Genomic DNA, 12,991 nt, shown 5'->3' with positions numbered 1-12,991 from the left:
CCGGCCGCGGAATAGTCCGGGGCCGGTGGGCGCTGGATCTGTGGAGACCTCCGCCCGGCCGGGCGGCCCGCAGACCAGGAGCACCATGACCGAGCACACCGCCCCCACCCCCCTGCCGCTGTCCCTGCTGGACCTCGCCCTCGTCCGCGACGGCGCCCCGATGGGCGAAGCCTTCGCCGAATCCGTGGAGCAGGCCCGCGTCGCCGAGGCCGCCGGCTTCCGGCGCGTCTGGTACGCGGAGCACCACAACATGCCCTCCATCGCCTCCTCCGCCACGGCCGTACTCATCGCGCACGTGGCCGCGCACACCGACTCGATCCGCCTCGGCTCCGGCGGCGTCATGCTGCCCAACCACTCGCCGCTGGTGATCGCCGAGCAGTTCGGCACCCTGGCCGAGCTGCACCCCGGCCGCATCGACCTGGGCCTGGGTCGCGCCCCCGGCACCGACCAGCGGACGCTGCAGGCGCTGCGCCGGGATCCGTCGGCGGCCGAGCGCTTCCCGCAGGACGTGCTCGAGCTGCAGGGCTACCTCACCGGCCAGAGCCTGATCCCCGGCATCGACGCCTACCCCGGCAAGGGCACCAACGTGCCGCTGTACATCCTCGGCTCCTCGGCGTTCGGCGCCCAGCTGGCCGCGCAGCTCGGCCTGGGCTACGCGTTCGCGAGCCACTTCGCACCGCAGATGCTCGAGCATGCGGCGCGCCTGTACCGGGAGCACTTCGAGCCCTCCGAGGCCCTCGCGGAGCCGCACTTCATCGCGGCGGCCAACGTGATCGCCGCGGACACCGAGGAGGTGGCCGAGCGGGAGTGGCAGGCCGCGCAGCGGGCGCGCATCCGGATGATGCTCGGCCGGGGCCGCACCCTCACCGACGACGAGGTCGAGATGCTGCTGCACTCCCCCGCCGGTCAGCAGGTGCTCGGGATGCTCGAGTGCACGGCCGTGGGCACCGGCCCGACGACGGCGGCGTGGCTGCACGACTTCGCGGCGCGGGTCCAGGCGGACGAGCTGATCATCACGACGGCGGCCCAGGACGCCGGCGTGCGGCGACGCACCCTGGAGCTGCTCGGGGAGCACGTCGTGCGCGCCTGAGCCGGCGCTCGTGACACCGGAGCACGGCCGGCCCGCCACCCCGTCGAGGTGGCGGGCCGGCGTCGTTCAGAGCCCGTAGAACCGGGTCTCGAACACCTGACGGGCCAGGCGGGTCACCCGCAGGTAGCGCTCCTCGAGCTCCCCGCCGGTCGTGCCCACCCCGCTGAGGCGGGCCACGGCCTCGAGGTCGCGCATGTTCGTGGGCAGCACGTCCGAGACCTTGCCCGTCCACAGCAGCAGGGCGGCGCGGATCCGGGTGGCCAGCAGCCACGCCTCCTCCAGCACGGCGACCTCGGCCTCGGGCAGCAGCCCGTGCCGGGCGATCGCCCGCAGGGCCGGCAGCGTGCCGGTGACCCGCAGGTCCTCGACCTCTCCCGCGTGGCGCAGCTGCAGGGACTGCACCAGCCACTCCACGTCCGAGAGCCCGCCGCGGCCGAGCTTGACGTGCCGGGAGGGGTCCGCGCCGCGGGGCAGGCGCTCGGCCTCCACACGGGCCTTGATGCGCCGGATCTCCCGCGCGTCCGCGGTGGTCAGGTCCCCGGCGTAGCGGACCCCGTCGGCCCACCGCCGGAAGTCGGTGGCCAGGTCGTCGTCGCCGGCCAGGGGCCGGGCGCGCAGCAGCGCCTGACGCTCCCACATCTCCGCCCAGCGCCCGTAGTACTCCCGGTACGAGTCCAGGGTGCGCACGAGCGGCCCCTGGCGCCCCTCGGGGCGCAGGTCGGCGTCCACCTCGAGCGGCCGCTCGCCGGGCAGCGGCGGGGTCGCGGGGCGGTGCAGCAGGGACATCAGCGTCCGCACGACCTCCTCGGCCTGCTCGCGCGCCCGCCCCTCGTCGACGCCGGGGCGTGGCCGGTGCACGAACAGGGCGTCGAGGTCCGAGCCGTAGGTGATCTCCCGGCCGCCCTGGCGGCCCATGGCCACCACGAGCACGTCGGTGAGCGGGTCGGCGTCCCCGACGACGGCGCGCGAGGCCACGCGCAGGGCGCCGACGACGGTGATCTGGTCGATGTCCGACAGGGCCCCGGTGACGGCCTCGAGGTCCAGCAGCCCCGAGATGTCCGCCAGGGCCACGCGCAGGGTCTCGCTGCGGCGCACCTGCCGCACGTGGCGGACGGCGGCCGGGGCCTCCTGCGCGGCCACGCGGCGGTCGAGCCGCGCGTCGACCTGGCGCCAGAGCTGTATGGCGCCCCGGGGGTCGAGCTCCCGGTCGTCCCCCACCCAGGCCACGGCCTCGGGCGAGTGCTCGAGCAGGTCCCCCACGAACCGGGAGCCGGACAGGACTAGGCACAGCCGCCGGGCGGCGTCCGAGGAGTCGCGGAGCATCCGCAGATACCAGGCCGTGCCGCCGAGCGACTCGGAGAGCCGGCGGAAGGCGAGCAGGCCGCCGTCGGGGTCGGCGCCCCGCGCGAACCACCCGAGCATGGCCGGCAGCAGCTGCCGCTGGACCGCGGCCCGGCGCGAGACGCCCTGCGTGAGGGCCTCGATGTGCCGCAGGGCGCCCTGCGGGTCGCGGTAGCCCAGCGCCGCCAGGCGGTCGCGGACGGCCTCCGCGGACAGCCGCACGTCCTCGGCGGACAGGGCGGCCGTCGTCGACAGCAGCGGCCGGTAGAACACGGTCTCGTGGAGACCGCGCACGGCGCGGCGCACGCGCGTGAACTCGGCCTGGAGGTCCTCGCCGGTGGCGGGGCCCCGGTCGGCGGCGCCGCGCATCGACCGGGCGACGACGCGGCGGGCCTCTTCCTTGACCGGCATCAGGTGGGTGCGCCGCAGGTGCACGAGCTGGATGCGGTGCTCGAGGGTGCGCAGCCACCGGTAGTGCTCGTCGAACGCCCGCGCGTCTCGCGTGGTGACGTAGGAGGCGGCGTGCAGCGCCCGCACCGCGTCGAGCGTGCCGCGCACCCGCAGCGACTCGTCCGCACGGCCGTGCACGAGCTGGAGCAGCTGGGCCGTGAACTCGACGTCGCGCAGACCGCCGGGCCCGAGCTTGATCTCCCGCTCGCGCTCCGCGGGGGCGAGGGTGTCCAGGACCCGGGCGCGCATGGCCCGGACGGACTCGACGAACCCGTCGCGCGAGGAGGACTCCCACACCCGGGGCCAGATCTCCGCGATGTAGCGCTCGCCGAGCTGTGGCGAGCCCGCGATGGGACGGGCCTTGAGCAGGGCCTGGAACTCCCAGCCGTGGGCCCAGCGGCGGTAGTACTCGGCGTGGGACTCCACGGTGCGGCTCAGGGCGCCGTCCTTGCCCTCGGGACGCAGGTTGGCGTCCACTTCCCACAGCCCCGGCTCGGGGGCCGCACCCTGGATCACGCGGCCGATGCCCGCGGCCAGCTCGGCCGCGAGCGCGGCGGCGCGCGGCCCGTCCGGGACCTGGGCGTCGGGGTCCGCGCCGTCCACGGCCTCGCGGACGGCGTGGGCGAACACGACGTCCACGTCCGAGACGTAGTTGAGCTCGCCGGCGCCGCACTTGCCCATGCCGATCACGGCGAGGTCCAGGCGGTCCACCACGGGGCCCTCCCGCTCGGTGAGGACGGCCCGTGAGACGGCGAGCGCCGCGTCCACGGCGGCGCCGGCCAGGTCCGCGAGCCAGCGGCCCACCGAGGGCATGGCCGCCGTGGGCTCGGCGGAGTCGAGGTCACGCAGGGCGATCGCGGCCAGCTGGCGGCGGTAGGCGCGGCGCAGGGCGACGGCGGCGTCCTTGCCGGTGACGGCCGCGAGGGGGCGGTCGGCGTCCGGGTCGGCGCCCACCGAGTCCAGGAGCAGGCGGCGCAGGGCGGCGGACGCATCACCCCAGGGCTCGCCGGCGGTCGGGTCGGGCTGGGCGAGGGCGGGCGCGGTGGCGGCGGCCGCGTCCGGGTCGAGGACGAGGTCCAGGTGCTCGGGACGGCGGATGAGGAACTCGCCGAGGGCCTCGGAGGCGCCGAGCAGCCGCAGCAGGCGGGCCGTCGTCCCGGGGTCCCGGAGGGCGTGGTGGACGCGGGGCTCGCGCTCGGCCAGGCGCACCCACAGCAGCAGGGCCCGGTCGGGATCGGCGGCGTGGCCGAGGAGCTCGACGAGGGGACGCACGTCCACGCCCTCGAACTCGGGCGAGGTGAGCAGCGTCTGCACGCGGCCGGCGTCGGCGACGCCGGCGTGCGCGAGGGTGCGGCGGTCCGGGGCGTCGGCGGTCGCCGCGTCGGGCAGGGCGGACACGGCCGGCGCCTCAGAGGCCGGAGAGGTAGCGCCGCAGCTCGTACGGCGTGACCTCCACCCGGTAGTCGTCCCATTCCTGGCGCTTGTTGCGCAGCAGGGCGTCGAAGACGTGCTCGCCCAGCACGGATGCCACGAACTCGGACTCCTCGGCGGCGCGCAGGGCGTCGTGCAGGGTGCCGGGCAGGGGGACGTGGCCGAGCACGCGCCGCTCGTGGGTGGTCAGCGCGCTGACGTCCTCGGCGGCGGACTCGGGCAGCTCGTAGCCCTCCTCGATGCCCTTGAGCCCGGCCGCGATCAGCAGGGCGTAGGCCAGGTACGGGTTGGCCGAGGCGTCGATGCCGCGGTACTCAATGCGGGCCGAGCCGGCCTTGTCCGGCTTGTACAGGGGCACGCGCACGAGCGCGGAACGGTTGTTGTGGCCCCAGGAGACGTACGAGGGCGCCTCGCCGCCGCCCCACAGGCGCTTGTAGGAGTTCACGAACTGGTGGGTCACCGCGGTGATCTCCACGGAGTGGCGCAGCAGGCCCGCGATGAACCGGCGGCCCGTGACGGAGAGCCGGAACTCGTCCGCCGGGTCGTAGAACGCGTTCGCGTCACCCTCGAAGAGGGAGAAGTGGGTGTGCATGCCCGAGCCGGGGTGCTCGGAGAACGGCTTGGGCATGAACGTGGCGTACGTGCCCTGGGCGGCGGCGACCTCCTTGACGACGGTCCGGAACGTCATCACGTTGTCCGCCGTCGTGAGCGCGTCCGCCGCGCGCAGGTCGATCTCGTTCTGGCCGGGGCCGTTCTCGTGGTGGCTGAACTCGACGGAGATGCCCATCCCCTCGAGGAGGCTGACGGCGTCGCGGCGGAAGTCGGCCGCGTCGGAGCCGGGCACGTTGTCGAAGTAGCCCGCGCGGTCCACGGGCACCGGCTCCCCGTCCGGGCCGGGCTGGTCCGACTGGAGGAGGTAGAACTCGATCTCCGGGTGGGTGAAGCACGTGAAGCCCCGGTCTGCGGCCCGGTCCAGCACGCGGCGCAGCACGTGCCGCGGGTCGGCGGGGGCGGGTCGGCCGTCCGGGGTGAGCACGTCGCAGAACATCCGGGAGCTCTGTCCCTGGTCGCCGCGCCACGGCAGGATCTGGAAGGTCGAGGGGTCGGGCTGCAGCAGCATGTCTGACTCGGAGATGCGGGTGTATCCGTCGATCGAGGAGCCGTCGAAGCCCAGGCCCTCCGTGAAGGCGTTCTCCACCTCGGCCGGAGACAGGGCCACCGACTTCAGCGTGCCGATCACGTCCGTGAACCAGAGCCGGACAAACCTGACGTCCCGGTCCTCGATGGTGCGGAGCACGTAGTCCTGCTGTCGATCCATGCCGCCACTCTAGACGCGCCGCGTAGACTCCGGCCCATGTCTGCTCCCCAGTCCCCCCGGCAGCCTGACGACACCGCCCCCTACGGTCCGCCCGCCCCGTCCCGGTACCGGACGGTCCACCTGCAGCGGGCCAAGGACGAGGGCCGGCGCTTCGCGATGCTCACCACCTACGACGCGATGACGGCGGCCCTGTTCGACGAGGCCGGCGTCGAGGTGCTGCTCGTGGGCGACTCGGTGGGCAACACCGTGCTGGGCCACCCCACCACCCTGCCGGTCACCCTGGACCAGATGATCCTGTTCACCCAGGCCGTGGTGCGCGGTGCCGAGCGTGCCCTCGTGGTCGCGGACCTGCCCTTCGGCTCGTACGAGGCCTCCCCGCGGCAGGCCGTCGAGTCGGCCGTCCGCCTCGTGAAGGAGTCCGGCGCGCACGCCGTCAAGGTGGAGGGCGACGAGCGCTTCGCCGAGCACGTGGCCGCGATGACGGCCGCCGGCGTCGCGGTCATGGCCCACATCGGCTTCACCCCGCAGTCCGAGCACGTGCTCGGCGGCTACCGGGTGCAGGGCCGCGGCGCGGGGGCGGCCGAGCGGATGACCGTGTCGGCCCGGGCCCTCGAGGCCGCGGGGGCGTTCGCCGTCCTGATGGAGATGGTCCCCTCGGACGTCGCCGCCGCCGTCGACGCCGCACTGCGGGTGCCCACCGTGGGCATCGGCGCGGGCCCGGGCACCACGGGCCAGGTGCTCGTGTGGCAGGACATGCTCGGTCTACGCGAGGGACGGGTGCCCCGGTTCGTCCGTCAGTACGCCCGCCTGCACGAGGTCGTGGGTGAGGCGGTCCGGGCCTATCGCGCGGACGTGCTCGACGGCGCGTTCCCGGCCCCGGAGCACGGCTTCGAGGGCTGAACCCGCCCCGTGCGACGACCGGGCCCCCGTCCCTCAGGACGGGGGCCCGGTGTCGTCCGGTGCCGCGGTCAGGAGGCGTCATCGACGGGACGGCTGTCCCAGTCGTCGTCGCGCGCGTCCTCCGCGTCGGCGGCCTCGTTGTTCGCCCGCACGCGGTCCATCGCGGCCTGGGCCTCCTCACGGGTGCCGAACGGGCCCAGCAGCTGGGACCAGTCCGACTGGGCGCCCACCTCCACCTGATGCGTGTTGACGTTGTACCAGAACTCGCTCGTCTCGGTCATGGGGGCCACAATAGCCGGGCCGATAGGCTGGAGGACATGTCCCAGCGTCAGAACCCCGCCGTCCCGTCCAGCCACAACGGTCCCCGCCCCGCGGGCCCCACCGCACCGGAGCCCGGGTCGCTCGCCCCCGTCGGCACTCTGACGCCCGGGGCCCCGTCCCCCGCCCCGCCCGTGCCGGCCGCGATCCCGCGCCCCGAGTACGTCGGCAAGGCCACCCCGGACGAGGGCAACGCCTCGGACGTCTACGACGCCGCCGGCATCGAGCGGATCCGCGCCGCCGGCCGCCTGGCCGCGCAGGCCATGGAGCACACCGCCGCCCACATCCGCCCGGGCGTCACCACGGACGAGCTGGACCGGATCGCGCACGCCTTCGTCGTGGAGCGCGGCGCCTACCCGTCCTGCCTGGGCTACCGCGGCTTCCCGCGGTCCATCTGCACCTCGATCAACGAGGTCATCTGCCACGGCATCCCGGACGGCACCGTCCTGGAGGACGGGGACATCGTCAACCTGGACATCACCGCGTACCTGGACGGCGTCCACGGGGACCACAACCGCACCTACCTGGTCGGCGACGTGGACGAGGAGTCCCGGCTGCTCGTCGAGCGCACCGAGGAGGCCCTGCGCCGCGGCATCCGCGCCGTGAAGCCCGGCCGTCAGGTCAACGTGATCGGCCGCGCCATCGAGTCCTACGCCAAGCGCTTCGGCTACGGCGTGGTGCGCGACTTCATCGGCCACGGCGTGGGCGTGGACTTCCACTCCGGCCTCGTGATCCCCCACTACGACGCGGCCCCGGCCCACGACCGCCTGCTCGTGCCCGGCATGGTGTTCACCATCGAGCCGATGCTCACCCTCGGCACGATCGAGTGGGACCAGTGGGACGACGGCTGGACCGTGGTGACCCGCGACCGCCGTCGCACCGCGCAGTTCGAGCACACGATCGTGGTCACGGACGACGGCGCGGAGATTCTCACGCTGCCGTGACCCGGCACTAAGCTGGGGGCCGTGACGACGCACACCAGCACCGCCCAGCGCTCCTCCAAATACCCCACGACGATCGGCATCGACGTCGGGGGGACCGGCATGAAGGGCGGCCTGGTCCGCCTCGGGTCGGGGCCGAAGGCGGGCACCCTGCGCGGGGACCGCTTCCGCATCCCCACGCCGCAGCCGGCCATGCCCGAGCCCGTGGCGGCGACCCTGGCGGCCATCACCGCTGAGCTCGACGGGCGCGAGAAGGCGCCGAAGCCCTCCGCCCCGCTGGGCGTGTGCTTCCCCTCGATCGTCAAGGACGGGGTGTGCCTGTCCGCGAACAACATCGACCACTCGTGGATCGGCACGGATTTGCGCGGCACGTTCGAGGAGCACCTGCGCCGCCCCGTGACCGTGGTCAACGACGCCGACGCGGCCGGCCTCGCGGAGGCCCGCTACGGGGCCGGGCGGGGCGTGCGCGGCCTGGTGCACGTGATCACCCTCGGCACCGGCATCGGCGGCGCGATGATCCACGACGGCGTGCTCGTCCCGAACTTCGAGGTCGGCTCCCTGGAGCTCGACGGCGTGATGGCCGAGTCGCGGGCCTCCGCGAAGGCCCGGGAGCGCGATCAGCTCAGCTGGGCCGAGTACGCCGAGCGACTGCAGCGCTTCTTCTCCCACGTGGAGCGGATCTTCTCGCCGGACCTGTTCATCGTCGGCGGCGGCATCTCCAAGCGGCCGGACGACTACCTGCCGCTGCTGCGCCTGCGCACCCCGATCGTCCCGGCCCAGCTGCAGAACAACGCGGGCATCGTGGGCGCCGCCCTGGCCGCGCACGGCTCGCTCGCCGACGGCAACTGAGGGCGCAGACACCGAGGGCGGTTCCGGCTTCCCCTCCGGAACCGCCCTCGGCAGTCTTGCCGGGCCGACCGATGTCGACCCGGGGATCACTGTAGCGCCTGGAGGCCGTGCGCACCACTGCACCGTCGATCCCGGCGGCGCCGTCGCATCGGCCCAGGTCAGCGGGTGAACAGCCGCGGCTGCACGGCGGGACGGCCGCGGTCGTCCCCGTCACCGGCCCGGAGCTCCGCGATGGCCTCCTCGAAGTCGTCGAGGGACTCGAAGTCCCGGTAGACGGAGGCGAAGCGCAGGAAGGCCACCTGGTCGAGACGGCGCAGCGGATCGAGGATGGCCAGGCCGACGTCGTGGGCGTCCACCTCGGCGTTGCCCGTGGCACGGACCGTCTCCTCGACCTCCTGGGCGAGCATGGCCAGGTCGTCGCTCGTCACCGGCCGCCCCTGGCACGCCTTCCGGACGCCGTTGATCACCTTGGAGCGGTCGAACGGCTCCGCCACCCCGGAGCGCTTGACGACGGTCAGGGCGGTGGTCTCCATGGTCGTGAACCGCTTGCCGCAGGCCTGACACTGCCGACGCCGACGGATGGCGGAGCCGTCGTCGAGGGAGCGTGAGTCGACCACGCGCGAGTCCTCATGGCGGCAGAACGGGCAGTGCATCAGCTCTCTCCTCCTGGGCGGGGCACTCCCATGCTACGTCCGCTCAGCCGAGGCAGGCCGGACCCAGCAGGATCTTGAGGTCGCCGAACAGCGCCGGGTTCGGGCTCACTCGGAACTGCGGGCCCAGCTGGAACTCCTGCGTGGCACGCTGGCCCACCAGGGACAGCCGCACCTCCGAGGAGCCCTCATGGGTGCGCAGCACGTCCGCCAGCTGTCCCATGACCTGCTCCGTGGCCTTGAACGCCGGCAGCGTGATCCGCACGGGGCCGCCGGGGCCGTCCGAGAGCTCCGGGATGGTCAGCTCCATCGCCGACAGGGACACCGACCCGTCGTCGCGGCGCTGGACCCTGCCCTTGACGGCGACGACGAGGTCCTCGGCCAGCATCATCGCGATGGGCGCGTACACCTGGCCGAAGAACATGACGTCCATCGAGCCGCCGAGGTCCTCGATCTCGCAGCGCGCGTACGCGTTGCCCGAGGACTTGGCGATGCGGCGCTCGAGCGTGGTGATCAGGCCCGCGATGGTGACGATCGCGCCGTCCGCGGGCCCGTCGTCGTCGAGGACGCGGGTGATCTGGACGTCGGCGTGCTGGGCCAGGACGCCGTCGAGGCCCTGCAGCGGATGGTCGGACACGTACAGGCCCAGCATCTCGCGCTCGAACGCGAGCTTCTCCTTCTTCGCCCACTCCGGCAGGTCCGGGACGGCGACGCCGTCCGCGGCGTCGGAGTCGTCCTCGTCGCCGCCGCCGAGCGCGAACAGGTCGAAGGTGAACTCGCCGTGGTCCTCCTTGCGCTTCTGCGCCACGGTGGCGTCCACGGCCTCCTCGTGCACGGCCAGCAGGGCCCGGCGGGCGTAGCCGAGGGAGTCGAAGGCGCCGGCCTTGATCATGGACTCGATGGTGCGCTTGTTGCACACCACGAGCGGCACCTTCGCCAGGAAGTCGCCGAAGCCCGTGTACGAGCCCTTCTCCTCGCGCCCCTGGACCATGCCCTTGACCACGTTGGCGCCCACGTTGCGGACGGCGCCCATGCCGAAGCGGATGTCCCGGCCGACGGGGGTGAAGGTCAGGTGGGACTCGTTCACGTCCGGGGGCAGCACGGTGATGCCCATGTGGCGGCACTCGTTGAGGTACATGGCCAGCTTGTCCTTGTCGTCGCCCACCGAGGTGAGCAGCGCGGCCATGTACTCCGCCGGGTAGTGCGCCTTGAGGTAGGCCGTCCAGTAGGAGACCAGGCCGTAGGCGGCCGAGTGCGCCTTGTTGAACGCGTAGTCCGAGAAGGGCAGCAGGATGTCCCACAGGGCCTTCACCGCGGCCTCCGAGTAGCCGCGGTCCAGCATCCCCTGGTGGAACGCCTCGTACTGCTTGTCCAGCTCTGACTTCTTCTTCTTGCCCATCGCACGGCGCAGGATGTCGGCCTGGCCGAGGGAGTAGCCCGCCACCTTCTGGGCGATCGCCATGACCTGCTCCTGATACACGATCAGGCCGTAGGTGGTGTCCAGGATCTCCCGCAGCGGCTCCTCCAGCTCCGGGTGGATCGGGGTGATCTCCTGCTGCCCGTTCTTGCGCAGCGCGTAGTTGGTGTGCGAGTTCGCGCCCATGGGGCCGGGGCGGTACAGGGCGATGGTCGCCGAGATGTCCTCGAAGTTGTCCGGGCGCATCATCTTCAGCAGCGAGCGCATGGGGCCGCCGTCGAGCTGGAACACGCCGAGGGTGTCGCCGCGGGCCAGCAGCTCGTAGGCCGCCGGGTCGTCCACGTCGAGGGTCTCCAGGTCCAGGTCCACGCCCTGGTTCGCCTTCACGTTCTCGAGCGCGTCCGAGATGATCGTGAGGTTGCGCAGCCCCAGGAAGTCCATCTTGATCAGGCCCAGGGACTCCGCCATCGGGTAGTCGAACTGGGTGATGACCTGGCCGTCCTGGAGGCGGCGCATGATCGGGATGACGTCGATCACCGGCGCCGAGGACATGATCACGCCGGCCGCGTGCACGCCCCACTGCCGCTTCAGGCCCTCGAGGCCCTTGGCGGTCTCGAAGACCTCCTTCGCCACCGGGTCCGTGGCGATCAGCTCGCGGAAGGGCGCGGCCTCCCCGTAGCGCGGGGCCGCGGGGTCCTCGATGTCCTTGAGCGGGATGTCCTTGGCCATCACCGCCGGCGGCAGCGCCTTGGTGAGGGACTCACCCATCGAGAAGGGCTGGTCCATCACGCGGGCCGAGTCCTTCAGGGCCTGCTTGGTCTTGATGGTGCCGTACGTGACGATCATGGTGACGCGCTCGTCGCCGTACTTGCGGGTGACGTAGTCGATCACCTCGGAGCGACGGCGGTCGTCGAAGTCGACGTCGAAGTCGGGCATGGACACGCGGTCCGGGTTGAGGAACCGCTCGAAGATCAGCCCGTGCTTGAGCGGGTCCAGGTCCGTGATGCGCAGCGCGTACGCCACCATCGATCCGGCGCCCGAGCCGCGGCCCGGGCCCACCCGGATGCCGTTCTCCTTGGCCCAGTTGATGAAGTCGGCCACGACGAGGAAGTACCCGGGGAAGCCCATCGAGATGATGACGTCCAGCTCGTAGTCCGCCTGCTTGCGCACGTGGTCCGGCACGCCGTCCGGGTAGCGGTAGGCCAGACCGGAGGCGACCTCCTTGATGAGCCAGCTGGTCTCGTCCTCGCCCTCCGGCGTGGGGAAGACCGGCATGTAGTTGGCCTTCGTGTCGAACTCGACCTCGCACCGCTCGGCGATGAGCAGCGTGTTGTCGCAGGCCTCGGGCAGCTCCGCGAAGAGCTCGCGCATCTGCCGCGGGGACTTCAGGTAGTACTCGGTGCCGGAGAACGCGAAGCGGGAGCCGCCCTGGTCGTAGCTGGGCTCGTTGAGCTTCGAGCCCGACTGCAGGGCCAGCAGCGCCTCGTGCGCCTTGGCGTCGTGCTCGTGGGTGTAGTGCAGGTCGTTCGTGGCCACGAACGGCAGGCCCAGGTCCTTGGCGAGCCGGCGCAGGTCCGTCATCACCCGGCGCTCGATGTCGAGGCCGTGGTGCATGATCTCGCAGTAGTAGTTGTCCTTGCCGAAGATGTCCCGGAAGTCCGAGGCCGCCTGCATCGCCTCCCGGTACTGGCCCAGGCGCAGGCGCGTCTGCACCTCGCCGGAGGGGCAGCCCGTGGTGGCGATCAGGCCCTTCGAGTACTGGCTCAGCAGCTCCCGGTCCAGCCGCGGCCACTTGGCGTACACCGAGTCCAGCGAGGCGATCGAGCCCATCCGGAACAGGTTGTGCATCCCCTCGGTGGTCTCGCTCAGCAGCGTCATGTGCGTGTACGCACCGCCGCCGGACACGTCGTCCCCCCGCTGGTGGGGCTCGCCCCAGCGGGTCTTCTCCTTGTCCGTGCGGTGCTGCTGCCCGGGGGCCACGTAGGCCTCGAGCCCGATGATCGGCTTGACGCCCGCCGCCTTCGCCTTGGACCAGAAGTCGTAGGCGCCGAAGAGGTAGCCGTGGTCCGTGATGGCCAGCGAGTCCATGCCCAGCCGCTGGGCCTCGGCGAACAGGTCGTCCAGCTTCGCGGCGCCGTCGAGCATGGAGTACTCGGTGTGCGTGTGCAGGTGGACGAAGCCGCCGTCCTTCACGGCGTCGGGGCGGGCGTCGGCGGACACGGTCATGCGGGGTGGGCCTTTCGACGGGGAGGACGGCGGGGCCGCACCAGCCTACTCGTGGTGCCC

9 protein-coding genes are annotated in these 12,991 nt (G+C 72.7%); 4 read left to right on the top strand and 5 right to left on the bottom strand.

The window, feature by feature from the left end:
• Window positions 1-85: 85 nt before the first annotated feature.
• On the top strand, window positions 86-1,090 hold the full coding sequence (locus tag KVS67_RS02855) for an LLM class flavin-dependent oxidoreductase (protein WP_036314199.1): 1,005 nt from the start codon (window positions 86-88) through the stop codon (window positions 1,088-1,090).
• 66 nt (window positions 1,091-1,156) lie between these two features.
• Here KVS67_RS02855 and KVS67_RS02850 read toward each other — a convergent pair whose 3' ends face one another.
• Window positions 1,157-4,279 (bottom strand): bifunctional [glutamine synthetase] adenylyltransferase/[glutamine synthetase]-adenylyl-L-tyrosine phosphorylase, encoded by a 3,123-nt coding sequence (locus tag KVS67_RS02850; protein ID WP_082836649.1) that lies wholly within the window; start codon window positions 4,277-4,279, stop codon window positions 1,157-1,159.
• Window positions 4,280-4,289: 10 nt separating this feature from the next.
• Entirely contained in the window at window positions 4,290-5,630 is a 1,341-nt protein-coding gene (gene glnA / locus KVS67_RS02845) for a type I glutamate--ammonia ligase (protein WP_036383058.1), read from the bottom strand.
• Window positions 5,631-5,666: 36 nt separating this feature from the next.
• Between glnA and panB the strand changes: the two genes are divergently transcribed.
• Window positions 5,667-6,530, top strand: coding sequence for a 3-methyl-2-oxobutanoate hydroxymethyltransferase (gene panB, locus KVS67_RS02840; RefSeq protein ID WP_061867229.1), 864 nt, complete (start codon window positions 5,667-5,669; stop codon window positions 6,528-6,530).
• Window positions 6,531-6,598: 68 nt separating this feature from the next.
• Here the strand turns inward: panB and KVS67_RS02835 are convergent, their stop codons facing one another.
• Window positions 6,599-6,811, bottom strand: a complete 213-nt coding sequence (locus KVS67_RS02835; RefSeq protein ID WP_036340724.1) for an SPOR domain-containing protein — start codon at window positions 6,809-6,811, stop codon at window positions 6,599-6,601.
• Window positions 6,812-6,847: 36 nt separating this feature from the next.
• Between KVS67_RS02835 and map the strand changes: the two genes are divergently transcribed.
• Together map and ppgK are read left to right on the top strand one after the other, a co-directional pair.
• Window positions 6,848-7,792 carry a type I methionyl aminopeptidase gene (gene map / locus KVS67_RS02830; protein WP_217564739.1) on the top strand — a complete coding sequence of 315 codons (945 nt, stop codon included), beginning with the start codon at window positions 6,848-6,850 and terminating at the stop codon, window positions 7,790-7,792.
• Window positions 7,793-7,813: 21 nt separating this feature from the next.
• On the top strand, window positions 7,814-8,638 hold the full coding sequence (gene ppgK, locus KVS67_RS02825; RefSeq protein WP_049146942.1) for a polyphosphate--glucose phosphotransferase: 825 nt from the start codon (window positions 7,814-7,816) through the stop codon (window positions 8,636-8,638).
• A gap of 158 nt (window positions 8,639-8,796) precedes the next feature.
• On the opposite strand, the gene nrdR is transcribed toward ppgK, so the two are convergent.
• Together nrdR and dnaE are read right to left on the bottom strand one after the other, a co-directional pair.
• Window positions 8,797-9,291, bottom strand: coding sequence for a transcriptional regulator NrdR (gene nrdR, locus KVS67_RS02820; RefSeq protein ID WP_002855838.1), 495 nt, complete (start codon window positions 9,289-9,291; stop codon window positions 8,797-8,799).
• Between the two features lie 43 nt (window positions 9,292-9,334).
• Window positions 9,335-12,931: a DNA polymerase III subunit alpha gene (dnaE, locus tag KVS67_RS02815; RefSeq protein ID WP_063189719.1), complete on the bottom strand. Its 3,597-nt coding sequence runs from the start codon at window positions 12,929-12,931 to the stop codon at window positions 9,335-9,337.
• Window positions 12,932-12,991 lie beyond the last annotated feature (60 nt).

Source organism: Micrococcus sp. GbtcB5 (assembly GCF_019091605.1).
Taxonomy (GTDB): domain Bacteria; phylum Actinomycetota; class Actinomycetes; order Actinomycetales; family Micrococcaceae; genus Micrococcus; species Micrococcus luteus.
Note: the sequence above shows the minus strand (reverse complement) of the source record. Positions and strands in the feature narration are given on the sequence as shown.